Source organism: Pseudomonas sp. W17, from assembly GCF_040268305.1.
Taxonomy (GTDB): Bacteria; Pseudomonadota; Gammaproteobacteria; order Pseudomonadales; family Pseudomonadaceae; genus Aquipseudomonas; species Aquipseudomonas protegens.
In genome coordinates, this window is the sequence record NZ_CP158490.1 from 1944131 (window position 1) to 1967688 (window position 23558).

A 23558-nucleotide genomic window follows, 5' to 3' on the forward strand; every position below is an offset into this window, starting at 1 on the left:
CAGCCCCGTGCCGCTTCAGGCGTCAAAAGTTTGCTTTACGGAACGGGGTAAATCGGTGGATCGCTCTCAGTTAATCAACACGGCTCGCAGTAACCTGGCCGGTCTCGGCCAGGGCAACCTGGGTGTACCGGTGCTGTTGTTGGTCATGCTGGCCATGATGATGTTGCCGGTGCCGCCGTTCCTGCTGGACGTATTCTTTACCTTCAACATCGCCCTGTCGATCGTGGTCCTGCTGGTCTGCGTCTATGCCCTGCGGCCGTTGGATTTCGCGGTATTCCCGACCATCCTGCTGGTGGCCACGCTGTTGCGACTGGCGCTCAACGTGGCCTCGACCCGGGTGGTGATGCTCCATGGCCAGGATGGCCACGCCGCTGCCGGTAAGGTGATCCAGGCCTTCGGTGAGGTGGTGATCGGCGGCAACTACGTGGTCGGTATCGTGGTCTTTGCGATCCTCATGATCATCAACTTCGTGGTGGTGACCAAGGGTGCCGGCCGTATTTCCGAGGTGAGTGCGCGCTTCACCCTGGACGCCATGCCCGGCAAGCAGATGGCCATCGATGCTGACTTGAACGCCGGCCTGATCGACCAGAGCCAGGCCAAGCTGCGCCGTCTCGAAGTGGCCCAGGAGGCCGAGTTCTACGGTTCCATGGACGGTGCCAGCAAATTCGTGCGCGGTGACGCCATCGCCGGTTTGCTGATTCTGTTCATCAACCTGATCGGCGGCATGGCCGTTGGTATCTTCCAGCACAACATGAGCTTTGGTGATGCGGGCCGGGTATACGCCTTGCTGACCATCGGTGACGGTTTGGTGGCGCAATTGCCATCACTGTTGCTGTCCACTGCGGCGGCGATCATGGTGACCCGGGCTTCGGGTTCCGAAGACATGGGCAAGCAGATCAACCGGCAGATGTTCGCTTCGCCCAAGGCGCTGGCGGTGGCAGCCGGCCTGATGGCCGTGATGGGGCTGGTGCCGGGCATGCCGCACTTCTCCTTTCTCAGCCTGGCGGCCGTGGCCGGTGGCGCCGCTTACCTGGTCTGGAAAAAGCAGAATCAGGTCAAGGTCAAGGCTCTGGAAGAGGTCCAGCGTCAACAGGATCTGCTGCCTTCCCCTGCCCGAGCCCTGGAAACCAAGGAGTTGGGTTGGGACGACGTGACGCCGATCGACATGATCGGCCTGGAAGTCGGTTACCGCCTGATTCCCCTGGTGGATCGCAACCAGGGCGGGCAATTGCTGGCGCGGATCAAGGGGGTGCGCAAGAAGCTCTCCCAGGACCTGGGCTTTCTCATGCCCACGGTGCATATCCGCGACAACCTGGACCTGGCGCCGAGCGCCTACCGCCTGACCCTGATGGGGGTGATCCTGGCCGAAGCGGAGATCTATCCGGATCGCGAGCTGGCGATCAACCCGGGGCAGGTCTATGGCACGCTCAACGGCATCTCCGCTCGGGACCCGGCCTTTGGTCTGGAAGCGGTGTGGATCGAAATCAGCCAACGGCCGCAGGCGCAGTCCCTGGGCTACACCGTGGTGGACGCCAGTACCGTGGTCGCCACCCACTTGAACCAGATTCTGTACAAGCACTCCAGCGAACTGATCGGCCACGAAGAGGTCCAGCAGTTGCTGCAAGTGTTGTCCAAGAGTTCGCCGAAGCTGGCCGAGGAATTGGTGCCGGGCGTGCTGTCTCTGTCGCAGTTGCTCAAGGTCCTGCAAGCGCTGCTGGCCGAGCAGGTGCCGGTACGCGACATCCGCAGCATTGCCGAAGCCATCGCCAACAATGCCGCCAAGAGTCAAGATACTGCCGCTTTGGTTGCCGCGGTACGCGTCGGATTGTCTCGTGCCATCGTCCAAAGCATTGTAGGCACTGAGTCTGAGCTGCCTGTGATCACCTTGGAGCCAAGGTTGGAACAAATTTTGCTCAGCAGTCTGCAGAAGGCAGGACAAGGCCAGGAAGAAGGCGTTCTGCTGGAGCCAAGCATGGCAGAGAAGCTGCAGCGTTCGCTGATCGATGCGGCGCAGCGTCAAGAGATGCAAGGTCAACCGGTGATTCTGTTGGTAGCGGGGCCGGTCCGCGCCATGCTCTCGCGGTTCGGCCGTCTCGCCGTCCCGGGTTTGCATGTGCTGGCGTACCAGGAAATTCCGGACAACAAGCAAGTGACCATCGTTGCGACAGTAGGGCCCAACGGCTGAGGTAGTGGGTTATGCAAGTTAAGCGTTTTTTCGCCGCCGATATGCGTCAGGCCATGAAACTGGTTCGTGATGAGTTGGGCGCTGAAGCCGCCATCATCGGCAACCGGCGGATCGCCGGCGGTGTCGAGCTGACGGCTGCGCTGGATTACAAGTTGTCGGCCTTGTCGCCACGGGTTCCGAACATGGAACTCGAGGACGAGCTGCGCAAGACCCAGTCGCGGATTGTCACCGCCCAGGCCGAACTGAGCCTGCGGGGCGAGGGCGACAGTGCCTCGATCACCAATCGCCAGCTGTTCGCCGGCCTGCCGTTGACCGCGGCCGAACCCCTGATCGAGCCGACCCTGACCGAACGTCCGCGCCCGGCGCCGGCTCCTGCAGCGCCACCAGCCGATACGCGGGCGCTGGACTCGATGCGTTTCGAGCTCAACGGTCTGCGCGAACTGCTGGAAGTGCAGCTCGGCTCCCTGGCCTGGAGCCAGTTGCAGGGCAGCCGTCCGGAGCAGGCCAACCTCTGGCGTCGCCTGCAGCGCATCGGCCTGTCGGGCCCGCTGGCCCGCGACCTGCTGGCACTGATTACCGAAATCAACGAACCCCGTCAGGCCTGGCGCATGTTGCTGGCGCACCTGGCGCGAATGATCCAGACCCCGGAAGTCGAGCCTCTGGAAGAGGGCGGCGTGATCGCCATGGTCGGCCCGGCCGGCATGGGCAAGACCACCACCCTGGCCAAGCTGGCGGCGCGCTACGTGCTCAAGTACGGGGCACAGAACATTGCCCTGGTGAGCATGGACAGCTACCGCATCGGCGCCCAGGAGCAGCTCAAGACCCTGGGGCGCATCCTCAATGTATCGGTGACCCATGTGGACCCGGGCCAGTCCCTGGCCCAGGCACTGGATCCGTTGCTGCGCAAGCGCGTGGTGCTGATCGATACCGCCGGCCTGCAGGCCAGCGATCCGGCGTTGCGCATGCAACTGGAGAGCCTGGCCGGTCGTGGCATTCGTGCGAAGAACTATCTGGTACTGGCTACCACCAGCCAGAAACAGGTGCTGACCGCCGCCTACCACAGCTACAAACGCTGCGGCCTGGCCGGTTGCATCCTGACTAAACTTGATGAAACAGCCAGTCTTGGCGAAGTGTTGAGCCTGGCCATCAGTCATGAACTGCCGGTTGCCTATCTCACCGATGGTCCGCGGATTCCTGACGATCTGCACCTGCCTCGCCGGCATCAGCTGGTGAGTCGCGCGGTAAGCGTACAGATGCAGGAAGAACCCAGCGAGGAAGCCATGGCCGACATGTTCGCTGACCTTTACCACAGCCCGTCCAAACGGGTTGGCTGAGGTAATCATGAATAGATTGCAGTGTATCTACATTGATGGTCTGCCATGCATTGTTCCAATGGTGAACGCGCAGCCAGTTATGTGGCCCCGTCTAAGTAAGACAAGGTAAAGAAAGAACATGGGCAGCATGCATCCCGTACAGGTGATTGCGGTGACCGGCGGCAAAGGTGGCGTCGGCAAGACTAATGTGTCAGTGAACTTGTCCCTGGCTCTGGCTGAGCTCGGCCGGAGGGTCTTGCTGCTGGATGCCGACCTGGGACTGGCCAATGTCGATGTCCTGCTGGGCCTGACTCCCAAACATACCCTGGCCGACGTCATCGAGGGCCGTTGCGAACTGCGCGATGTGCTGCTCCAGGGCCCTGGAGGCATCCGCATCGTACCGGCCGCCTCGGGCACCCAGAGCATGGTGCACCTGAGCCCCGCGCAGCACGCTGGCCTGATCCAGGCCTTCAGCGATATCGGCGACAATCTCGATGTGCTGGTGATCGACACCGCTGCGGGTATTGGTGACTCGGTAGTCAGCTTTGTCCGCGCGGCCCAGGAAGTGCTGCTGGTGGTGTGTGACGAGCCGACCTCGATCACGGACGCCTACGCGCTGATCAAACTGCTCAACCGCGACTACGGCATGAACCGTTTCCGGGTCCTGGCCAACATGGCTCAGAGCCCTCAGGAAGGTCGCAACCTGTTTGCAAAATTGACCAAGGTCACGGATCGCTTCCTGGACGTGGCCTTACAATACGTCGGCGCAGTTCCCTACGACGAAAGCGTACGCAAGGCCGTGCAAAAGCAGCGTGCGGTCTATGAAGCCTTTCCTCGTTCGAAGTGTGCATTGGCGTTCAAGGCCATCGCGCAAAAAGTCGATACCTGGCCGTTGCCGGCGAACCCACGCGGGCATCTGGAGTTTTTTGTCGAGCGGCTAGTGCATCAAACAGCGGGACCGGTGCTATGACTGCCAGTGGCTACAACCTCTACAAGAAGTCGGCGCGTGACAGCCAGTACGAATTGATCGAGCGCTACGCGCCTCTGGTCAAGCGTATTGCCTATCACCTGTTGGCGCGGTTGCCGGCCAGTGTTCAGGTAGAAGACCTGATTCAGGCCGGGATGATCGGTTTGCTCGAAGTGTCGACCAAATACGACGCGAGCAAGGGGGCGAGTTTCGAAACCTACGCGGGTATCCGTATCCGTGGGGCGATGCTCGACGAGGTTCGTAAAGGCGACTGGGCACCGCGTTCGGTGCACCGTAATACGCGCATGGTCAGTGATGCGATTCGCGCAATTGAAGCTAAAACCGGTCGTGACGCTAAAGATCATGAAGTTGCGGCCGAACTTCAATTGAGTCTCGACGATTATTACGGGATTTTGAACGACACCTTGGGCAGTCGCCTGTTCAGTTTCGACGACCTGTTGCAGGACGGCGAGCATGAAGGGCTGCATGAGGATGGCGCCAGTGCTCATCTCGAACCGTCACGGGACCTGGAGGATGAACGCTTCCAGGCCGCGTTGGCGGATGCGATTGCCAATTTGCCGGAGCGCGAGCGACTGGTGTTGGCGCTGTACTACGACGAGGAGCTGAACCTCAAGGAAATCGGTGAGGTCCTGGGGGTCAGCGAATCGCGGGTCAGCCAGTTACACAGCCAGTGCGCAGCCCGTTTGCGGGGGCGTTTGGGGGAGTGGCGAGCGCGCTGACAGGCAGTGTGGGGACACTGCGTTCAGGACCGGTGAAGCAAGCGCTGCACCGGTCTTGCAGTATGTGCTCCATGCAGTCGTTGTGTGTTATGCCGGATTGATTGAATGGCGCGTTCAGGTGCTGAATGCGTTTAAGACTGCTTGGAGGTCGAATTGGACAAGAACATGAAAATCCTCATCGTTGATGACTTTTCAACGATGCGGCGGATCATTAAGAACCTGTTGCGTGATCTGGGATTCACCAACACGGTCGAGGCCGACGATGGCACTACCGCCATTCCGGTACTCAACAGCGGGAGCATCGACTTTCTGGTAACGGACTGGAACATGCCGGGCATGACCGGTATCGACCTGCTGCGCCACGTGCGCGCCGATGAAAAACTCAAGCACCTGCCGGTATTGATGGTGACTGCTGAAGCCAAGCGCGAGCAGATCATCGAAGCTGCCCAGGCCGGCGTAAACGGCTATGTCGTCAAACCATTCACGGCTCAGGCGTTGAAAGAGAAGATCGAAAAAATCTTCGAACGCATCGGTTGAGACGCGTAGCCATTCCGCCACGGGGGAGCTATGGAGCATAACGAATCTTCACTGGGCGACTTTGAGTCGACCCTGAAAAAACATGCGCTAGAACTGGTCGAGAGCCTTGAAAAGGGCCGGTTCGGCGAAGCGGTGCAATTGATCCATGAGCTCAATCAGACCCGTGACCGCGGCCTGTACCAGGAAGTGGGCAAGCTCACCCGCGAGCTGCATAGCGCGATCGTCAATTTCCAGATTGACCCGCACATGCCGCAAGCCGAGGAAGTTTCACAGATCACGGATGCCACTGAGCGCCTGTCCTATGTGGTCCGGCTGACGGAAGCCGCAGCCAACCGCACCATGGACCTGGTGGAGAGCAGCACCCCGCTGGTCAACGGCCTGAGCACTGAAGCCCAGGCCTTGAGCGCAGACTGGGGGCGCTTCATGCGGCGCGAGGTCGGCGCTGAAGAGTTTCGCGAGCTGGCGCGCCGGGTCGACAGTTTCCTGACGCGCAGCGAACAGGAAACCCGTACCGTTTCCGGCCACCTCAACGACATTCTGCTGGCGCAGGATTACCAGGACCTGACCGGTCAGGTGATCAAGCGTGTGACCCAGTTGGTCACGGAAGTCGAAAGCAATCTGCTCAAACTCGTCTTGATGGCCAGCCAGGTCGATCGTTTCGCCGGTATCGAACATGACCGTGAATCGATCCTCGCTGAAAAAGATCCGCAAAAACATCTCGCCAAGGGTGAAGGTCCGCAGATTCATGCCGATAAACGGGAAGACGTTATGTCCGGTCAGGACGATGTAGACGATTTGCTTTCCAGCCTTGGATTCTAGGAGCACCCATTAATGAGCTTCGGCGCCGATGAAGAGATCCTTCAGGATTTCCTGGTTGAGGCCGGCGAGATTCTAGAGCAACTGTCCGAACAACTGGTCGAGCTGGAAAGCCGGCCGGATGATGCGGACTTGCTCAATGCAATTTTTCGCGGTTTTCACACTGTTAAAGGGGGCGCCGGCTTCCTCCAGCTCAATGAGCTGGTGGAGTGCTGCCACATCGCCGAGAACGTCTTCGACATCCTGCGCAAGGGTGAGCGGCGAGTCGACTCGGAACTGATGGACGTGGTGCTTGAAGCTCTGGACGCGGTGAACGGCATGTTCAGCCAGGTCCGTGAGCGCACCGAAATCACCGCTGCCACACCGGAGTTGCTGGCGGCCCTGGCGCGCCTGGCCGAACCTGCCGGTGCCGAGCCTGCAGCACCTGCTGTGGAAGAGGTGGTTGAGCCGGTTGCCGAGCCTGTGGCTGAAGAAAGCCCGGCAGGGGACATCACCGATAACGAATTCGAGCTGTTGCTTGACTCGCTGAATGCCGCCAAGGCCGAAGCCGAAGCAGCGCCTGCCACCGCACCTGCGGCCCAGGGCGAGCCGGCCAGCGATGAAATCACCGACGCCGAGTTCGAATCCCTGCTCGATCAGTTGCACGGCAAGGGCCAGTTCGCCCCGGATGCCGTGGCACCGGCCGCGGCCAGTGCCACCAGTGGTGCGGCTGGCGCAGGTGATGAGATCACCGACGATGAATTCGAAGCATTGCTGGACCAGTTGCATGGCAAGGGCAACTTCGCCGTGGAGGCCTTGGATTCGGCCGTGGCGGCGGCGCCTGCCGCTCCTGCCGCAGCCGCAGCCGCACCAAGCGCAGCCGCAGCCGGTAGCGACCTGATCACCGATCACGAATTCGAATCCCTGCTGGATGAGTTGCACGGCAAGGGCAAATTCTCCGAAACCCCGGGTGCGGCCAAGCCAGCCGCGGCTACTGCGGCTCCGGCTGCGGCGGCCACCGCTGCCGTCGCCAAGCCGACGGCGAAGAAGCCCGAGCCCAAGGCCGAGGCGCCGAAAGCTGCCGCTGCTCCTGCTGCGGCACCGGCACCGGCTCGCGCCGCCGCTGCGGCCCCGCCGGCGGAAAAGCCTGCCAGCGAAGCGGAAACCACGGTGCGTGTCGATACCGCGCGCCTGGACGAAATCATGAACATGGTGGGCGAGTTGGTGCTGGTGCGTAACCGCCTGGTGCGCCTGGGCCTCAACAGCGGCGACGAAGCCATGTCCAAGGCCGTGTCGAACCTCGACGTGGTAACTGCCGACCTGCAGACCGCGGTGATGAAGACCCGCATGCAGCCGATCAAGAAGGTCTTCGGGCGCTTCCCGCGCCTGGTTCGCGACCTGGCCCGGCAGCTCAAGAAAGAGATCAACCTGGAGCTGGTGGGGGAAGAAACCGACCTCGACAAGAACCTGGTAGAGGCCCTGGCCGACCCGCTGGTGCACTTGGTGCGCAACGCGGTGGACCACGGCATCGAATCGCCGGAAGAGCGCGAAGCCTCGGGCAAGTCCCGTGGCGGCAAGGTGGTACTGGCGGCGGAACAGGAAGGCGACCACATCCTGCTGTCGATCTCCGATGACGGCAAGGGCATGGACCCGAACGTGTTGCGCGCCATCGCCGTCAAGCGCGGCGTGATGGACAAGGATGCCGCCGACCGCCTGAGCGATACCGAGTGCTACAACCTGATCTTTGCCCCGGGCTTCTCCACCAAGACCGAGATTTCCGATGTGTCCGGTCGCGGTGTGGGCATGGACGTGGTGAAGACCAAGATTTCCCAGCTCAATGGTTCGATCAACATCTATTCGACCAAGGGCCAGGGCTCGAAGATCGTCATCAAGGTGCCGTTGACCCTGGCGATCATGCCGACCCTGATGGTCATGCTCGGCAACCAGGCATTCGCTTTCCCGCTGGTCAACGTCAACGAGATCTTCCACCTCGACCTGTCGCGCACCAACGTGGTGGACGGCCAGGAAGTGGTGATCGTGCGCGACAAGGCGTTGCCCCTGTTCTACCTCAAACGCTGGCTGGTCAGTTCCGCCGCTCATGAAGAGCAGCGCGAGGGCCACGTAGTGATCCTTTCGGTGGGTACCCAGCGGATCGGCTTTGTCGTCGATCAACTGGTGGGCCAGGAAGAAGTGGTCATCAAGCCCTTGGGCAAAATGCTTCAGGGAACCCCGGGCATGTCCGGCGCCACCATTACCGGTGACGGCCGCATTGCTCTGATCCTCGATGTTCCGAGCATGCTCAAGCGTTACGCCGCACGGCGTATTTGATTCGGCGGGGAGGGGCGGTTGGCCTCGCCCCACCTAACGGAGTGTTTATGGCAGTCAAAGTCCTGGTGGTGGACGATTCGGGTTTTTTCCGCCGCCGCGTCTCGGAAATTCTTTCAGCGGATTCGAATATCCAGGTCGTCGGCACGGCGACCAATGGTAAAGAGGCGATCGATCAGGCCCTGGCGCTCAAGCCGGACGTGATCACCATGGACTACGAGATGCCGATGATGGATGGCATCACCGCAGTGCGGCACATCATGCAACGCTGCCCGACGCCGGTCCTGATGTTCTCCTCCCTGACCCACGAAGGCGCCCGAGTGACCCTCGATGCGCTGGATGCCGGGGCGGTGGACTTTCTGCCGAAGAACTTCGAGGACATCTCGCGCAATCCCGAGAAGGTCAAGCAGTTGCTGTGCGAGAAGGTCCACAGTATCTCGCGCAGCAATCGGCGCTTCAGCAGCTACAGTGCTCCGGCACCGCAGCCGGCGAGTGCGCCGGCACCTGCTCCTTCGAGCTTCGCCAGTTCGCGCTCGCCAGCTCCCGCACCCGCTCCGGCCCGCGCCGCGGCGCCGGCGGCCAGTGCGAATTCGCCGGCACCCAAGCGCAAGGCCTACAAGCTGGTGGCCATTGGTACGTCCACAGGCGGCCCAGTGGCGCTGCAGCGGGTCCTGACCCAGCTGCCGGCCAACTTCCCGGCCCCTATCGTGCTGATCCAGCATATGCCGGCGGCCTTCACCAAGGCCTTTGCCGAGCGTCTGGACAAGCTCTGCCGCATCAGCGTCAAGGAAGCCGAGGATGGCGACATCCTGCGTCCAGGCCTGGCGCTGCTGGCGCCTGGCGGCAAGCAGATGATGGTCGACGGTCGCGGTGCGGTGAAGATTCTCCCGGGCGATGAGCGCTTGAACTACAAGCCGTGCGTGGATATTACCTTCGGCTCTGCGGCCAAGTCCTACAGCGACAAAGTTCTGGCGGTGGTGCTCACCGGCATGGGCGCCGACGGTCGCGAAGGCGCGCGTCTGCTCAAGCAGGGCGGCAGTGCGGTCTGGGCCCAGGACGAGGCCAGCTGTGTGATCTATGGCATGCCCATGGCCATCGTCAAGGCCAACCTGGCGGATGCGGTGTACAGCCTGGACGACATCGGCCGGCACCTGGTCGAGGCCTGTCTCTGATGGATGTGCTCAGCCTTATCGGGATCATCATGGCATTTGTCGCCATCATCGGTGGCAACTACCTGGAGGGGGGGCACCTGTCGGCCCTGGCCAACGGTCCGGCGGCACTGATCGTGCTCGGCGGGACCATCGGCGCGGCACTGCTGCAGTCGCCGCTGAGCGCCTTCAAACGGGCCATGCAGATCCTTGCCTGGATCCTGTTTCCGCCCCGGGTCGATCTGCCGGGCGGCATCGATCGGGTGGTCAACTGGAGCCTCACCGCGCGCAAGGAAGGCCTGCTGGGCCTGGAAGGCGTGGCGGATGCCGAGCCTGACAGTTATGCGCGCAAGGGCTTGCAGTTGCTGGTGGACGGTGCCGAACCCGAAGCCATCCGCAGCATTCTCGAAGTGGATTTCTATACCCAGGAAAGTCGTGATATCGAGGCCGCCAAGGTGTTCGAGAGCATGGGCGGCTATGCGCCGACCATCGGCATCATCGGCGCGGTAATGGGCCTGATCCACGTGATGGGCAACCTGGCCGATCCATCCCAGCTGGGTAGCGGCATCGCCGTGGCCTTCGTCGCCACTATCTATGGGGTGGCCAGTGCCAACCTGGTGCTGCTGCCGATCGCCGCCAAGCTGAAATCCGTTGCCTTGCGCCAGTCGCGTTACCGGGAAATGCTCCTCGAAGGCATCCTGTCGATCGCCGAAGGCGAAAACCCCCGCTCCATCGAGCTGAAGCTGCAAGGCTTCATGGACTGATTATGGCCCGTCGTCGCCAGCAAGAAGAACACGTCAACCATGAGCGCTGGTTGGTTTCCTACGCCGACTTCATTACCTTGCTGTTCGCGTTTTTCGTGGTCATGTACTCGATTTCCTCGATCAACGAGGGCAAGTACAAGGTCATTTCCGAAGCCTTGATCGGGGTCTTCACCGACTCCGATCGTAGCCTCAAGCCGATTCCCATCGGTGACGAGCGTCCCAAGACCGTTACCCCGGCCAAGCCCCTGGTCAAGGACAGCGACCAGACCGACGCCGGCATCGCCGGGGCCAGCGACCCGCTGAAAAGCATCGCCGATGACATCAGCGCAGCCTTTGGCGACCTGATCAGCTCCAACCAGATGACCGTGCGCGGCAATGAACTGTGGGTGGAGATCGAGCTCAACTCCAGCCTGCTGTTCGGCAGTGGCGATGCCATGCCCAGCGACCAGGCGTTCACCATCATCGACAAGGTGGCGAAGATCCTCAAACCCTTCGACAACCCGATCCATGTCGAGGGCTTCACCGACAACCTGCCGATCCAGACCGCGCAGTACCCGACCAACTGGGAGCTGTCCTCGGCCCGTTCGGCGAGCATCGTGCGCATGCTGGCGATGCAGGGGGTGAACCCGGCGCGCATGGCCTCGGTGGGCTACGGTGAGTTCCAGCCAGTGGCCAACAACGCCACCGCCGAAGGCCGGGCGCGCAATCGCCGGGTGGTGCTGGTGGTGTCGCGCAACCTGGATGTGCGCCGCAGCCTGACCGGTACCGGCACCGCCCATGCAACACCGGATGCGGCACTCAAGCGTGCTGGCACACAAACTGCACCAACCCCGGTCAAAACGCCGGTACAGGGAAGCGCCGTCAATTCTCCGTCACCTGCTTTATAACTTAGCGCTATGTCTCGCCCCGCTGTGGCCGGGCGGGAGGAACCAACCGAATGAGAGTCTGGGCAGTTGCCAATCAAAAGGGTGGTGTCGGTAAAACCACCAGTTCCATCGCTTTAGCCGGCTTGCTGGCCGAGGCGGGCAAGCGTGTGGTCGTGGTCGATCTCGACCCCCACGGCTCCATGACCAGTTACTTCGGCTATGACCCGGACAGCCTGGAGCACAGCAGCTACGACCTGTTCCTGCACAAGGGCAATGTGCCCCAGGACCTGCCGGGCCAGTTGTTGCTGGGCACCAGCCACGAGCGTATTTCGCTGTTGCCGTCCAGCACCGCGCTGGCCACCCTGGAGCGCCAGTCGCCGGGGCAGAGCGGCCTGGGCCTGGTGATCGCCAAGAGCCTGGCGCAGCTGTGGCAGGATTTCGACTATGCGGTGATCGACAGCCCCCCGTTGCTCGGGGTGCTGATGGTCAACGCCCTGGCGGCCAGCCAGCAGTTGGTGATCCCGGTGCAGACCGAGCACCTGGCGGTCAAGGGCCTGGAGCGTATGGTCAATACCCTGGCCATGGTCAATCGCTCGCGCAAGCAACCCTTGCCGTTCACTATCGTGCCGACGCTGTTCGACCGCCGTACCCAGGCCTCCCTGGGCACCCTGCGGGTACTGCGGGACAAGTTTCCCGAGGAGATCTGGCAAGGCTACATTCCGGTGGATACCCGCCTGCGCGACGCCAGCCGGGCCGGGGTCACCCCTTCGCAATTCGATGGCAAGAGCCGCGGCGTACTGGCCTACAAGGCCTTGCTCAAGCACTTGCTGGCCCAGCAGCTCGTGGCGCAGGTGGCTTGACGTGAAGCGTTATTCAAGTCGCCACGCCGCCCGGCCGATAACCCCTACAGGTCACTGTATCGGGGTTTTAGCGTGGGCATCCTCATGAACCGTCCTCTGGATGTAAAGAGCCGACCGCAGTTGGCGCTGCAGTCGTACCTGGACGCTTTGCTGCAGGACGCCACCGACGAGGAGTTGCTGCCACCGCCGCCGATCCCGGTGCCCGCCCCGGTAGTGGTCGAAGCCTCCAGTGAAGTGCTGGATGAATTCCAGGCCGCGGTACTGGAAGAGCAGGCCCGTGACGCCGAGCTCCAGCAGAACTCGGCGCCTGCGGTTGCTGCGCCAGAGCCCGTTGCCACCCCTGTGCTGGAAGCACCGGAGCCCATGCCAAGCACCCTCTCGCCCGTGGTGCCGATGCTCCAGGCCCTGGTGCCGCCCGTGGTGGAAGTGCACTTGCCGCCGAGCAATACGCCGCCTCCGGTCACCGGCAGCGATCGTCCCGCCTGGGCGGCAGAGCCGTTCGAGTGCCTGTTGTTCGATGTCGCGGGCCTGACCCTGGCGGTGCCCCTGGTGTGCCTGGGCTCGATCTATTCCCTGGCCGGGCAGGAGCTGACGCCGCTGTTCGGCCAGCCGGAATGGTTCCTCGGTATCCTGCCGAGCCAGGCTGGCAACCTGAAGGTGCTGGATACCGCACGCTGGGTCATGCCGGATCGCTACCGCGACGATTTCCGCCAGGGCCTGCAGTACGTGATCTCGGTCCAGGGCTATGAGTGGGGGCTGGCGGTGCATCAGGTCAGCCGCTCGCTGCGCCTGGACCCCAATGAAATCAAGTGGCGCAGTCACCGTGGCCAACGCCCGTGGCTGGCCGGCACGGTGATTGAACATATGTGCGCCTTGCTCGATGTTGCCGAACTGGCGGAATTGATCGCCACCGGTGGCGCCAAGCAGATGGCGATCAGTCAAGCGGCCCACAAGCCGAAGTAAACCAACAACAGGCCGCGTCCGTCGGGCGTGGCCACACAGAACACACGCCGTTTTCAACGGTTATTTGAGGGGTCAGGGTATGAATAAGTCGTCGTCTGCACAGGGTTCCGAAGATCCGATCCTGCAATGGGTCACCTTCAAGCTGGATAACGAGTCCTACGGCATCAACGTGATGCGGGTCCAGGAAGTGCTGCGCTATACCGAGATCGCTCCGGTGCCGGGCGCACCCAGCTACGTGCTGGGGATCATCAACCTGCGCGGCAACGTGGTGACCGTGATCGATACCCGCCAGCGCTTCGGCCTGGTGCCGACCGAAGTCAACGACAACACCCGGATCGTCATCATCGAAGCCGACAAGCAAGTGGTCGGGATCATGGTGGACAGCGTCGCCGAAGTGGTTTACCTGCGCCAGTCGGAAGTCGAGACCGCGCCGAACGTCGGCAACGAAGAGTCGGCCAAGTTCATCCAGGGCGTGTGCAACAAGAACGGCGAACTGCTGATTCTGGTTGAGCTGGACAAGATGATGAGCGAAGAGGAATGGTCGGAACTGGAGAGTATCTGATTGATCCTCGAGGTAGCGGTAATTGTCCTGGCGATCCTCTGGGTCGCCACTCTGGCTCTGTTCCTGTCCTACACCCGCAACCAGCGGCAGATTGCTGCCCAGCAGGCTGAGGGTGACGCCGTGCGCGACCAGCGGATCAAGGAGCTGGCCAAGCGCGTCGACCATTACCAGAGCGGTACGGTGCGCATGGGCGAGGACCTGCACGAGTTGCGCGCTGTGGTAGCGCCTTTGCCGGACAAGCTGGCCCAGCTGGAGCAGCGTGACCCTTCCAGCCTGTCGTTCGCCCAGGCCGCGCGCCTGGTGGGCATGGGCGCCAGCGTCGACGAGCTGACCCAGTCCTGCGGCCTCACCCAGGCCGAAGCGGAGCTGGTCAGCAAGCTGCACAAAGGCTGATGTAGCCGCGAGCGCCCGCTGCAAAAAAGGCCCCTGGGGCCTTCATGCGGCCGGGCTGTATCAGTAATCGTCGCCGCGTTCGGTGATGTCCTTCTCCAGTTCCGCCCGTTGCGGATCATGCCCTGCCGGGAACTTGCCCTTGAGGTTCCAGGCGAAGGCGATGATCTCGGCGATGGTCCGGTACAGCTCCGGCGGAATGCTCTCGCCCAGTTCCAGTCGCGCCAGCAGCTTCACCAGCTCGGCGTTCTCGTAGATCGGGACTTCATAGTCCCGGGCAATCTTCAGGATGGCTTCGGCCAGTTCGTCATCGCCCTTGGCGGTGAGGGTCGGAGCCTGCTGGCCATCGTATTTGAGGGCGATGGCCTGGCGTGGTGGCGCAGAGTGCTTCATGCGGTTTCGTCCACCCAGCGTTGTTCCAATCGGGTTTGCGGGCCCTGGGGCGGAGTGCCGAGGTGGCAATCCAGGTCGCCGACATTCAGTCCCGAGGCCAGCAGGCGTTCGCGCAGGTTGCCCAGGTGGCTTTCAATCAGGCTCGCCGTATAGGGGCGCTCGGCCCAGAGCTGGCTGGACAGCCGGCCCTGGATCAGCTGTGCCTGGACTTGCAGCGGGCCCAGAGGCTCCAGGTCGAAGGCCAGGTCGACCCGCCACAGGGCCTGCTTGGGCTCACGTTCCTCGCGTTTGTGTTCCGGCTCCGGTTCCGGCGCCTCTTCGCGCTGCAGCTTGACCTGCAAGGGCACGATGTCCTGCAGGTTGCGCATGGGGATTTCCAACTGCCAGGTACTCAACAGCCGGCCATCGTCGGTCAGGCCGCTTTGCTCCAGGCTCGACAGTTGATGGCTCTGCAAGCGCGATACGGCCGCGGCGGCCAGGCGCAGCAGTTGTTCCAGGTCACCTTCGCCTTCCAGGCTCTGCAGCAACCGTTCCGGCAATGGAAAGCCGGTGGGCGAAGCCTTGGCGCTGACCTGGCCGAGGGTACCCAGGGCGCTGCGCACGAAGCTGGGAAGCGACTGGGCCAGGGTGTTGGCGGCCAGGATGGCGTTGAAGCTGGTGGAGGAGGGCAGGCCCGGGGTCAGCTGGGCGATCAGGCGCAACAGGTCGGCCTTCATGTCCGGCACCTGCCCTGGGTTGGCCCCGGCCAGCAGCCGAGCTTCCAGGAACAGGCCGCTGCCCAGCAAGGCCTGGGCCACGCCGCGTGGGTTGCTCAGTTGCTGCACATCGGGCAGGCCGGCCAGCAGGCGCTCGACGGCAGCGCGCAGGTCAGTGAATGTGGTCGAGGGGGCACTGTCGGCGGGCAGGTTCTGCAGGGCGTTGATCAAGCCGCTGAGGGAGCCCTGGCGGCTTTGCTGGCTGGCCAGTTGGGCGGCGATGGCCAATTGCTCCTGACGGCTGCTCAGGGGGACGAAATTCAGGGTCTGGGCATCCGAGACCAGGGCGCTGAGCAGGCTGCCGATGCGCAGCGGCTGCGGGCTTTCGATGCTCAGGGTGGCGCCGCTCTGTGCGGTGTTGAGCAGGCTCACCAAGGAGCGATAGATCGCCGGCTGGCTGGTGCCCTGGGGCAGCATCTGGCTGGTCAGCACCTTGGCTTGGATCAGGGTGCCGGGGGGCAGTTGGCTGGTGTCCAGGCGGGTCAGGGCGGCGACACTGGAGGCGATGGCCTGTTGCACGGTGATCGCCAGGTTGCCCGCCGAGGGTTGGGTGACCGCCAGGCTGGTGCCCTGGGGCAGGGGTTGATTGCTGGTGGCCTGCAAAGTGGTTTGCCGGCCGTTGTCCAGGGTCACTTTGAGCAGCAACTGGAACGTCTGGTCGGTCTGCTTGAGCGACAGCACTTCGGCCTTGGCGCTCTGGCCGGCGGCAATCAGGCCTTCCAGGGGCGGCACCAGCTTCAGCAGTTCCCCGCTGATCGCCTGGGGGCGCGAGGCGCCGGACGCGGGCACCTGGGGCGCAGGCAGGATGTTCATTTCGCCTGTCATTCGGACACAACCTGTGGAAATTAGCCCTCATAAGCGTAGGGCTTCGCATGTATAATGCCGCCCGTCTTTGGGGGAGTGGTGAAAACATTGCAATTGTTTGACGCAGCTCTCTAGAACAGGCCGCCAATGCATTTATCCTGCATCTCTTTAACGGCCGCTCCGTTGCCGACTTGAACCTGTAAAGGCCCGCTATCCCTTGACCAGCCCTCTTCTCGAAGCCGTAGCACTCGCCTGTGAGCGCGATTGGCGGATGCTATTTGAACACCTCGAGTTGCGTCTGACGGGCGGCGACATGGTGCAGATCAGCGGCCCCAACGGCAGCGGCAAGACCAGCCTGCTGCGCCTGCTGGCCGGGTTGATGCAGCCCACCAGCGGCCAGGTGCTGCTCAATGGCCAGCCATTGCACGCCCAGCGCGCGGAATTGGCCCGCAACCTGTTGTGGATCGGCCATGCCGCCGGCATCAAGGAGCTGTTGAGCCCCGAGGAGAACCTCAGCTGGCTCTGTGCCCTGCACCAGCCTGCCCGGCGCGAGGCGATCTGGCAGGCCCTGGCGGCGGTCGGCCTGCGCGGTTTCGAGGATGTGCCTTGCCATACCCTTTCCGCCGGCCAGCAGCGCCGCGTGGCCTTGGCGCGGCTGTACCTGGACAGCCCGCCGTTGTGGATACTCGATGAGCCCTTCACCGCCCTCGACAAGCAGGGCGTGGCCCAGCTCGAAGAACACCTGGCGGGCCATTGCGAGCGCGGCGGCATGGTGGTCCTGACCACCCACCACAGCCTGGCCCGCATGCCTTCCGGCTACCGTGACATTGACCTGGGACGGTGGGCCGCATGAGCGTGTTTGCCCTGTTGGTGGCCCGTGAAGCGCGCCTGTTGTGCCGGCGCCCGGCGGAATTGGCCAACCCCTTGGTATTTTTCGCAATCGTTGTCGCACTGTTCCCCCTGGCCGTGGGACCTGAGACACAATTGTTGCAAACCTTGTCTCCGGGGCTGGTCTGGGTAGCGGCCCTATTGTCCGTCCTGCTCTCGCTGGACGGGCTTTTTCGCAGTGATTTCGAGGATGGATCCCTGGAGCAGTGGGTCCTTTCGCCGCACCCCCTGGCTCTTCTGGTTCTGGCCAAGGTACTGGCACACTGGGTGTTTTCCGGGTTGGCACTGGTCTTGCTCGCGCCCTTGCTGGCGGTGATGCTGGGGCTGCCTGCCGCCTGTCTGCCGGTGCTGCTGATGTCCCTGCTGCTGGGGACCCCGGTGCTCAGCCTGCTGGGCGCAGTAGGCGCGGCATTGACGGTGGGGCTCAAGCGTGGCGGCCTGCTGCTGGCGCTGCTGATCCTGCCGTTGTACATCCCGGTACTGATTCTCGGCAGTGGCGCCCTGCAGGCGGCATTGCAGGGCATGCCGGCAACCGGTTACCTGCTCTGGCTTGGGAGCCTGACCGCCCTGGCAGTAACCTTGACACCCTTTGCAATAGCGGCTGGCCTGAAGATCAGCGTCGGCGAATAATAATGAGGTCTGATCATTTTTTGATCACTTCTTTCTGAGAAAAGACCCAGGCTTTTCGACCACGAAAAGCACCCGTGATGGAAATAGTGAATGAACTGGACTTGGTTTCATAAGCTCGGCTCGCCTAAATGGTTTTACGGCATCAGTGGCAAGCTGCTGCCCTGGCTGAGTGTTGCCGCCGTGTTGCTGATCGGCATCGGCGTGGTCTGGGGCCTGGCCTTTGCGCCACCGGATTACCAGCAAGGCAACAGTTTCCGCATCATCTACATCCATGTGCCGATGGCGATGCTGGCCCAGTCCTGCTACGTCATGCTGGCCGTGTGCGGTGTGGTCGGGCTGGTGTGGAAAATGAAACTGGCCGATGTCGCCCTGCAATGCGCGGCGCCTATCGGGCACTCGATCACCTTCCTGGCCCTGGTGACCGGGGCTATCTGGGGCAAGCCGACCTGGGGTTCCTGGTGGGTCTGGGATGCCCGACTAACGTCGATGCTGATCCTGCTGTTTCTGTACGCAGGTCTGATTGCGCTCAATGCCGCCATCAGCAATCGTGACAGCGCCGCCAAGGCCTGTGCGGTGCTGGCGATTGTCGGCGTGGTGAATATCCCGATCATCAAATACTCGGTGGAATGGTGGAACACCCTCCACCAGGGCGCGACCTTCACCCTGACCGAAAAGCCTGCAATGCCGGTGGAAATGTGGCTGCCGCTGCTGCTGACCTCGTTGGGTTTCTACTGTTTCTTTGGTGTGCTGCTGTTGCTGCGCATGCGCCTTGAGGTGCTCAAGCGTGAAGCCCGGACCAGTTGGGTCAAGGCCGAAGTCCAACGCAGCCTGGAGGCCGCCCGATGAGCTTTGCATCCTTCAGCGATTTTCTCGCCATGGGCCATCACGGCCTCTACGTCTGGTCGGCCTATGGCATTTGCCTGGTGGTCCTGGCTCGTGAGCTGGTGGCGCCGATCCTGGCGCGCAAGCGCTATCTGCAACAAGAGGCGCGTCGTCTGCGCCGGGAGAACGGTAAGTGAATCCGCTGCGTAAAAAGCGTCTTTTGATCATCCTGGCGATTCTGCTCGGTGTCGGCATTGCCGTCGGCCTGGCCCTCAGCGCGCTGAAGGAAAACATCAACCTGTTCTACACCCCGAGCCAGATCGCCAATGGCGAAGCACCGCTGGACACGCGGATCCGCGCCGGCGGCATGGTCCAGGCCGGTTCCCTGCAGCGTTCCGCCGACTCCCTGGACGTGAAATTCGTCGTCACCGACTTCAACAAGTCGGTGACCATCACCTACCGCGGCATCCTTCCGGACCTGTTCCGCGAAGGGCAGGGCATCGTTGCCCTGGGCAAGCTCAACGCCGATGGCGTGGTGGTGGCCGATGAAGTGCTGGCCAAGCACGACGAGAAGTACATGCCGCCGGAAGTCACCAAGGCCCTGAAAGACAGCGGCCAATCGGCACCGACACCAGCGAAAGAGGGTTAAGCCATGAGTTCCGCACTGTTCGTTCCCGAACTCGGTCACCTGGCGATGATCCTCGCCCTGTGCTTCGCCCTGGTCCAGGCCGTGGTGCCGCTGCTGGGGGCCTGGCGCGGTGATCGCCTGTGGATGAGCCTGGCCCAGCCGGCTGCCTGGGGCCAGTTCGCCTTCCTGGCGTTCGCCTTCGGCTGCCTGACCTACGCTTTCATGAGCGACGATTTCTCGGTGGCCTATGTCGCCAGCAACTCCAACAGCGCCTTGCCCTGGTACTACAAGTTCAGTGCCGTGTGGGGGGCTCACGAAGGCTCGCTGCTGCTCTGGGCACTGATCCTCGGTGGCTGGACCTTCGCCGTGTCGGTGTTCTCGCGCCAGTTGCCCCAGGTGATGCTGGCCCGGGTGCTGGCGGTGATGGGCATGATCAGCACCGGCTTCCTGCTGTTCCTGATCATGACCTCCAACCCGTTTTCGCGGATCCTGCCCCAAGTGCCGGCCGATGGTCGCGACCTCAACCCGCTGTTGCAGGACATTGGCCTGATCGTTCACCCGCCGATGCTCTATATGGGCTATGTGGGTTTTTCGGTGGCCTTCGCCTTCGCCATCGCCGCCTTGCTCGGCGGTCGCCTGGACGCCGCCTGGGCTCGCTGGTCGCGGCCCTGGACCATTGTCGCCTGGGCCTTCCTCGGCATCGGCATCACCCTGGGCTCTTGGTGGGCCTACTACGAACTGGGCTGGGGTGGCTGGTGGTTCTGGGACCCGGTGGAAAACGCCTCGTTCATGCCCTGGCTGGTGGGCACGGCGCTGATCCACTCCCTGGCGGTCACCGAAAAGCGCGGGGTGTTCAAGAGCTGGACCGTGCTGCTGGCGATTGCCGCCTTCTCCCTGAGCCTGCTGGGGACTTTCCTGGTGCGTTCCGGCGTCCTGACTTCGGTGCATGCCTTCGCCTCCGACCCTGAGCGCGGCGTGTTCATCCTGATTTTCCTGCTGTTCGTGGTGGGTGGTTCGCTGACCCTGTTCGCCCTGCGCGCGCCGGTGGTCAAGAGCCAGGTGGGCTTCAACCTCTGGTCCCGGGAAACCCTGCTGCTGGGCAACAACCTGGTGCTGGTGGTGGCGGCCTCGATGATTCTCCTCGGCACCCTGTACCCGCTGGTGCTGGACGCCCTGACCGGCGCCAAGCTGTCGGTGGGCCCGCCGTACTTCAACGCGCTGTTCATTCCGCTGATGGCCCTGCTGATGGTGGTGATGGCGGTGGGCGTGTTGGTGCGCTGGAAAGACACCCCGGTGAAATGGCTGGTGGGCATGCTCGGCCCGGTACTGCTGGGCAGCGTGGCCCTGGCCGTGGTTGCGGGCATCGCCTATGGCGACTTCAACTGGGCCGTGCTGGCGACCTTCCTGCTGGCGGCCTGGGTGCTGCTGGCCGGGGCTCGCGACATCGTCGACAAGACCCGGCACAAGGGCCTGATCAAGGGCCTGCCGAGCCTGACCCGCAGTTACTGGGGCATGCAGCTGGCGCACCTGGGCATCGCGGTCTGCGCCCTGGGCGTGGTGCTGTCGAGCCAGAACAGCGCCGAGCGCGATCTGCGCCTGGCGCCGGGTGAGTCCATGGAGCTGGCCGGCTATCACTTCGTCTTCGAAGGCGCCAAGCACTTCGAAGGGCCGAACTTCACTTCCGACAAGGGCACCGTGCGTGTGGTGCGCAATGGCAAGGAAGTGGCGGTGCTGCACCCGGAGAAGCGCCTGTATACCGTGCAGAGTTCGATGATGACCGAGGCCGGGATCGATGCCGGCTTCACCCGCGACCTGTATGTGGCCCTTGGCGAGCCCCTGGGCGATGGCGCCTGGGCGGTGCGGGTACACGTCAAGCCGTTCGTGCGCTGGATCTGGTTCGGCGGCCTGCTCACCGGTTTCGGTGGCTTGCTGGCGGCCCTGGACCGGCGCTACCGGGTCAAGGTTAAAAGCCGCGTGCGCGAAGCGCTGGGCATGACAGGAGCTACGGCATGAGACGCTGGATGATGATGCTGCCCCTGGCGGTGTTCCTGGTGGTGGCGGTGTTCCTCTATCGCGGGTTGTACCTGGACCCGGCCGAACTGCCGTCGGCGATGATCGGCAAGCCGTTCCCGGAGTTCTCCCTGCCGTCGGTGCAGGGCGACAAGACCCTGACCCGCGCCGACCTGCTGGGCAAGCCTGCACTGGTCAACGTCTGGGGCACCTGGTGCATTTCCTGCCGGGTCGAGCACCCGGTACTGAACAAGCTGGCCGAGAAGGGTGTGGTGATCTATGGCATCAACTACAAGGACGTCAACGCCGATGCCCTGAAGTGGCTGGCCGAATTCCACAATCCCTACCTGCTGGACGTGCGTGACGAGGAGGGCTCCCTGGGCCTGAACCTGGGCGTCTACGGCGCTCCGGAAACCTTTTTCATCGACGCCAAGGGCATCATCCGCGACAAGTACGTCGGGGTGATCGACGAAGTGGTGTGGCGCGAGCAACTGGCCGCCAAGTACCAGGCCCTGGTCGACGAGGCCAAGCCATGAAGCGCTGGTTAGCCGCCGCCATCCTGGGCCTGGGCATCGCCGGCATGGCCCATGCCGCCATCGACACCTACCAGTTCGCCAACGACACTGATCGCGAACGGTTTCACGAGCTGACCAAGGAACTGCGCTGCCCCAAGTGCCAGAACCAGGACATCGCCGATTCCAACGCGCCGATTGCCGCCGACCTGCGCAAAGAGATTTTCCGCATGCTCGGCGAGGGCAAGGACAACCAGCAGATCATCGACTTCATGGTCGATCGCTACGGTGACTTCGTGCGCTACCGGCCGGCCCTGACCGGCAAGACTGCCTTGCTCTGGTTCGGCCCCGCCGGGTTGCTGCTGGGCGGGCTGGTGATCATTGTCGTGATTGTCCGGCGTCGGCGCGTGCAGCGCAGCGACATCCCGAACACGCTTTCCGTCGAAGAGCGTCAGCGCCTCGACCAACTGCTGGATAAAAACCACCCATGATTGATTTCTGGCTTGCGGCAGGCCTGCTGCTCCTGATTGCCCTGAGTTTCCTGTTGATCCCGGTATTGCGTGAGCGTCGCGCTCAGCGTGAAGAGGATCGTACCGCGCTGAACGTGGCGCTTTATGAAGAGCGCGTGGCCGAACTGCACAGCCAGCAGCAGGAAGGCGTGCTCAGTGCCGAACAGATGGACAGCGGCCGTGCCGAAGCCGCGCGCGAACTGCTGGCCGATACCGAAGGCAGCGCTAACGTGCGCACTTCGCGCCTGGGCAAGCCGCTGCCGTTGCTGGCGGCGCTGCTGGTGCCGGTACTGGGCCTGGGCCTGTACCTGCATTTTGGTGCCAGCGACAAGGTCGAGCTGACCCGGGAGTTCGCCCAGGCGCCACAGTCCATGGAGGAAATGACCCGGCGCCTGGAGCGTGCGGTAGCGGCCCAGCCGGATTCCGCCGAAGGCCTGTACTTCCTCGGCCGTACCTACATGGCCCAGGACCGGCCGGCGGACGCGGCGAAGATCTTCGAACGCACCGTGGCCCTGGCCGGGCGCCAGCCCGAGCTGCTGGGGCAATGGGCCCAGGCGCAGTACTTTGCCGACAACAAGCAATGGTCGGACAAGGTCCAGGGCCTGACCGACGAAGCCCTGAAAGCCGACCCCAATGAAGTCACCAGCCTCGGGCTGCTGGGGATCGCCGCCTTCGAAGGCGGGCGTTTCCAGGAAGCCATCGACTACTGGAAGCGCCTGCAGGCGCAACTGCCGCCGGACGACAACTCCCGCGCCGCGTTGCAGGGCGGTATCGACCGCGCCAGCGAGAAGCTGGTGGCCAGTGGCGGCAAGGTTGCCAGCGAACCTGCGACCAAGGCTCAGGCCAAGGGCGCGGTGCTCAAGGTCAGGGTCGACCTGGCGGCCGAGCTCAAGGCCAAGGTCCAGCCGGGCGACAGCGTGTTCATCTTCGCTCGCGCCACCCAGGGCCCACCCGCGCCGCTGGCGGCCAAGCGCCTGACCGTGGCCGACTTGCCGGCCACGGTCGAGCTGGCGGATGCCGACGCGATGATGCCGCAGTTGAAACTGTCGAACTTCCCTGAAGTCCAACTGGTTGCGCGCGTGTCACGCGCCGGCCAGCCGACGGCCGGCGAGTGGGTCGGGCGCAGCCAGCCTCTGGCCAGCAGCACCACCGCTGCCCAGCAGCTGACCATCGACAGCCCGGATCAATAATC

Annotated in this window: 25 protein-coding genes; 23 read left to right on the forward strand and 2 right to left on the reverse strand. The window is 63.1% G+C overall.

Annotated features, from left to right (window positions below):
• Positions 1-55 precede the first annotated feature (55 nt).
• The 14 genes from flhA (at position 56) to ABCR88_RS09060 (ending at position 14418) form a co-directional block, all read left to right on the forward strand.
• A complete protein-coding gene (flhA, locus tag ABCR88_RS08995) occupies positions 56-2185 on the forward strand; it encodes a flagellar biosynthesis protein FlhA (protein ID WP_041116689.1) in 2130 nt (709 codons plus the stop codon).
• Positions 2186-2196: 11 nt separating this feature from the next.
• Entirely contained in the window at positions 2197-3519 is a 1323-nt protein-coding gene (flhF, locus tag ABCR88_RS09000) for a flagellar biosynthesis protein FlhF (protein ID WP_011060001.1), read from the forward strand.
• Between the two features lie 118 nt (positions 3520-3637).
• A complete protein-coding gene (gene fleN / locus ABCR88_RS09005) occupies positions 3638-4468 on the forward strand; it encodes a flagellar synthesis regulator FleN (RefSeq protein ID WP_011060002.1) in 831 nt (276 codons plus the stop codon).
• Positions 4465-5205, forward strand: coding sequence for an RNA polymerase sigma factor FliA (gene fliA / locus ABCR88_RS09010; RefSeq protein WP_011060003.1), 741 nt, complete (start codon positions 4465-4467; stop codon positions 5203-5205). The genes fleN and fliA overlap by 4 nt, the downstream gene beginning before the upstream one ends.
• Before the next feature lie 165 nt (positions 5206-5370).
• The gene (locus tag ABCR88_RS09015; protein WP_003183998.1) at positions 5371-5742 is read left to right on the forward strand and encodes a chemotaxis response regulator CheY; all 372 of its coding nucleotides are present in this window, start codon (positions 5371-5373) and stop codon (positions 5740-5742) included.
• Positions 5743-5772: 30 nt separating this feature from the next.
• Complete coding sequence (locus ABCR88_RS09020; protein ID WP_011060004.1) at positions 5773-6561, forward strand: protein phosphatase CheZ; 789 nt, start codon at positions 5773-5775, stop codon at positions 6559-6561.
• 12 nt (positions 6562-6573) lie between these two features.
• A complete protein-coding gene (locus ABCR88_RS09025; RefSeq protein ID WP_350404440.1) occupies positions 6574-8865 on the forward strand; it encodes a chemotaxis protein CheA in 2292 nt (763 codons plus the stop codon).
• 47 nt (positions 8866-8912) lie between these two features.
• Positions 8913-10034, forward strand: coding sequence for a chemotaxis response regulator protein-glutamate methylesterase (locus ABCR88_RS09030; RefSeq protein ID WP_011060006.1), 1122 nt, complete (start codon positions 8913-8915; stop codon positions 10032-10034).
• Positions 10034-10774, forward strand: coding sequence for a flagellar motor protein (locus tag ABCR88_RS09035; protein WP_011060007.1), 741 nt, complete (start codon positions 10034-10036; stop codon positions 10772-10774). Before ABCR88_RS09030 ends, ABCR88_RS09035 begins: the two co-directional genes overlap by 1 nt.
• A 2-nt stretch (positions 10775-10776) precedes the next feature.
• Positions 10777-11661: a flagellar motor protein MotD gene (gene motD / locus ABCR88_RS09040; RefSeq protein ID WP_011060008.1), complete on the forward strand. Its 885-nt coding sequence runs from the start codon at positions 10777-10779 to the stop codon at positions 11659-11661.
• A gap of 50 nt (positions 11662-11711) precedes the next feature.
• Positions 11712-12500, forward strand: a complete 789-nt coding sequence (locus ABCR88_RS09045; RefSeq protein WP_011060009.1) for a ParA family protein — start codon at positions 11712-11714, stop codon at positions 12498-12500.
• 84 nt (positions 12501-12584) lie between these two features.
• The gene (locus ABCR88_RS09050; RefSeq protein WP_350404443.1) at positions 12585-13463 is read left to right on the forward strand and encodes a CheW domain-containing protein; all 879 of its coding nucleotides are present in this window, start codon (positions 12585-12587) and stop codon (positions 13461-13463) included.
• A 79-nt stretch (positions 13464-13542) separates the two neighbouring features.
• Positions 13543-14025: a chemotaxis protein CheW gene (locus ABCR88_RS09055; protein ID WP_011060011.1), complete on the forward strand. Its 483-nt coding sequence runs from the start codon at positions 13543-13545 to the stop codon at positions 14023-14025.
• Positions 14026-14418: a DUF2802 domain-containing protein gene (locus ABCR88_RS09060; protein ID WP_011060012.1), complete on the forward strand. Its 393-nt coding sequence runs from the start codon at positions 14026-14028 to the stop codon at positions 14416-14418.
• A gap of 60 nt (positions 14419-14478) precedes the next feature.
• Here ABCR88_RS09060 and ABCR88_RS09065 read toward each other — a convergent pair whose 3' ends face one another.
• A complete protein-coding gene (locus ABCR88_RS09065; protein WP_053149771.1) occupies positions 14479-14808 on the reverse strand; it encodes an EscU/YscU/HrcU family type III secretion system export apparatus switch protein in 330 nt (109 codons plus the stop codon).
• Complete coding sequence (locus tag ABCR88_RS09070; protein WP_350404444.1) at positions 14805-16388, reverse strand: flagellar hook-length control protein FliK; 1584 nt, start codon at positions 16386-16388, stop codon at positions 14805-14807. The genes ABCR88_RS09065 and ABCR88_RS09070 overlap by 4 nt, the downstream gene beginning before the upstream one ends.
• Positions 16389-16584: 196 nt before the next feature.
• Here ABCR88_RS09070 and ccmA point away from each other — a divergent pair, with 196 nt between their 5' ends.
• The 9 genes from ccmA (at position 16585) to ccmI (ending at position 23556) form a co-directional block, all read left to right on the forward strand.
• On the forward strand, positions 16585-17220 hold the full coding sequence (ccmA, locus tag ABCR88_RS09075) for a cytochrome c biogenesis heme-transporting ATPase CcmA (RefSeq protein ID WP_011060015.1): 636 nt from the start codon (positions 16585-16587) through the stop codon (positions 17218-17220).
• A complete protein-coding gene (gene ccmB, locus ABCR88_RS09080) occupies positions 17217-17885 on the forward strand; it encodes a heme exporter protein CcmB (protein WP_011060016.1) in 669 nt (222 codons plus the stop codon). Before ccmA ends, ccmB begins: the two co-directional genes overlap by 4 nt.
• A gap of 90 nt (positions 17886-17975) precedes the next feature.
• A complete protein-coding gene (locus ABCR88_RS09085) occupies positions 17976-18731 on the forward strand; it encodes a heme ABC transporter permease (protein ID WP_011060017.1) in 756 nt (251 codons plus the stop codon).
• Complete coding sequence (gene ccmD / locus ABCR88_RS09090; protein WP_011060018.1) at positions 18728-18904, forward strand: heme exporter protein CcmD; 177 nt, start codon at positions 18728-18730, stop codon at positions 18902-18904. The genes ABCR88_RS09085 and ccmD overlap by 4 nt, the downstream gene beginning before the upstream one ends.
• Positions 18901-19356 carry a cytochrome c maturation protein CcmE gene (gene ccmE, locus ABCR88_RS09095; protein ID WP_041116701.1) on the forward strand — a complete coding sequence of 152 codons (456 nt, stop codon included), beginning with the start codon at positions 18901-18903 and terminating at the stop codon, positions 19354-19356. The genes ccmD and ccmE overlap by 4 nt, the downstream gene beginning before the upstream one ends.
• Before the next feature lie 3 nt (positions 19357-19359).
• A complete protein-coding gene (locus ABCR88_RS09100) occupies positions 19360-21348 on the forward strand; it encodes a heme lyase CcmF/NrfE family subunit (RefSeq protein ID WP_041116703.1) in 1989 nt (662 codons plus the stop codon).
• Positions 21345-21881, forward strand: a complete 537-nt coding sequence (locus ABCR88_RS09105; protein WP_011060021.1) for a DsbE family thiol:disulfide interchange protein — start codon at positions 21345-21347, stop codon at positions 21879-21881. Before ABCR88_RS09100 ends, ABCR88_RS09105 begins: the two co-directional genes overlap by 4 nt.
• Positions 21878-22348, forward strand: coding sequence for a cytochrome c-type biogenesis protein (locus tag ABCR88_RS09110; RefSeq protein ID WP_350404445.1), 471 nt, complete (start codon positions 21878-21880; stop codon positions 22346-22348). The genes ABCR88_RS09105 and ABCR88_RS09110 overlap by 4 nt, the downstream gene beginning before the upstream one ends.
• Positions 22345-23556, forward strand: coding sequence for a c-type cytochrome biogenesis protein CcmI (gene ccmI / locus ABCR88_RS09115; protein WP_123430242.1), 1212 nt, complete (start codon positions 22345-22347; stop codon positions 23554-23556). Before ABCR88_RS09110 ends, ccmI begins: the two co-directional genes overlap by 4 nt.
• Positions 23557-23558 lie beyond the last annotated feature (2 nt).

Coding starts and splice junctions, on each gene's coding strand:
- fliA (WP_011060003.1), top strand. CDS start 4,465: ATGACTGCCAGTGGCTACAACCTCTACAAGAAGTCGGCGCGTGACAGC.
- ABCR88_RS09035 (WP_011060007.1), top strand. CDS start 10,034: ATGGATGTGCTCAGCCTTATCGGGATCATCATGGCATTTGTCGCCATC.
- ccmD (WP_011060018.1), top strand. CDS start 18,728: ATGAGCTTTGCATCCTTCAGCGATTTTCTCGCCATGGGCCATCACGGC.
- ABCR88_RS09110 (WP_350404445.1), top strand. CDS start 21,878: ATGAAGCGCTGGTTAGCCGCCGCCATCCTGGGCCTGGGCATCGCCGGC.
- ccmI (WP_123430242.1), top strand. CDS start 22,345: ATGATTGATTTCTGGCTTGCGGCAGGCCTGCTGCTCCTGATTGCCCTG.
- ccmB (WP_011060016.1), top strand. CDS start 17,217: ATGAGCGTGTTTGCCCTGTTGGTGGCCCGTGAAGCGCGCCTGTTGTGC.
- fleN (WP_011060002.1), top strand. CDS start 3,638: ATGGGCAGCATGCATCCCGTACAGGTGATTGCGGTGACCGGCGGCAAA.
- ABCR88_RS09085 (WP_011060017.1), top strand. CDS start 17,976: ATGAACTGGACTTGGTTTCATAAGCTCGGCTCGCCTAAATGGTTTTAC.
- ABCR88_RS09070 (WP_350404444.1), bottom strand. CDS start 16,388: ATGACAGGCGAAATGAACATCCTGCCTGCGCCCCAGGTGCCCGCGTCC.
- ABCR88_RS09015 (WP_003183998.1), top strand. CDS start 5,371: ATGAAAATCCTCATCGTTGATGACTTTTCAACGATGCGGCGGATCATT.
- ABCR88_RS09065 (WP_053149771.1), bottom strand. CDS start 14,808: ATGAAGCACTCTGCGCCACCACGCCAGGCCATCGCCCTCAAATACGAT.
- ABCR88_RS09025 (WP_350404440.1), top strand. CDS start 6,574: ATGAGCTTCGGCGCCGATGAAGAGATCCTTCAGGATTTCCTGGTTGAG.
- motD (WP_011060008.1), top strand. CDS start 10,777: ATGGCCCGTCGTCGCCAGCAAGAAGAACACGTCAACCATGAGCGCTGG.
- ABCR88_RS09055 (WP_011060011.1), top strand. CDS start 13,543: ATGAATAAGTCGTCGTCTGCACAGGGTTCCGAAGATCCGATCCTGCAA.
- ABCR88_RS09050 (WP_350404443.1), top strand. CDS start 12,585: ATGAACCGTCCTCTGGATGTAAAGAGCCGACCGCAGTTGGCGCTGCAG.
- ABCR88_RS09030 (WP_011060006.1), top strand. CDS start 8,913: ATGGCAGTCAAAGTCCTGGTGGTGGACGATTCGGGTTTTTTCCGCCGC.
- ABCR88_RS09045 (WP_011060009.1), top strand. CDS start 11,712: ATGAGAGTCTGGGCAGTTGCCAATCAAAAGGGTGGTGTCGGTAAAACC.
- ABCR88_RS09100 (WP_041116703.1), top strand. CDS start 19,360: ATGAGTTCCGCACTGTTCGTTCCCGAACTCGGTCACCTGGCGATGATC.
- flhF (WP_011060001.1), top strand. CDS start 2,197: ATGCAAGTTAAGCGTTTTTTCGCCGCCGATATGCGTCAGGCCATGAAA.
- ABCR88_RS09105 (WP_011060021.1), top strand. CDS start 21,345: ATGAGACGCTGGATGATGATGCTGCCCCTGGCGGTGTTCCTGGTGGTG.
- ABCR88_RS09020 (WP_011060004.1), top strand. CDS start 5,773: ATGGAGCATAACGAATCTTCACTGGGCGACTTTGAGTCGACCCTGAAA.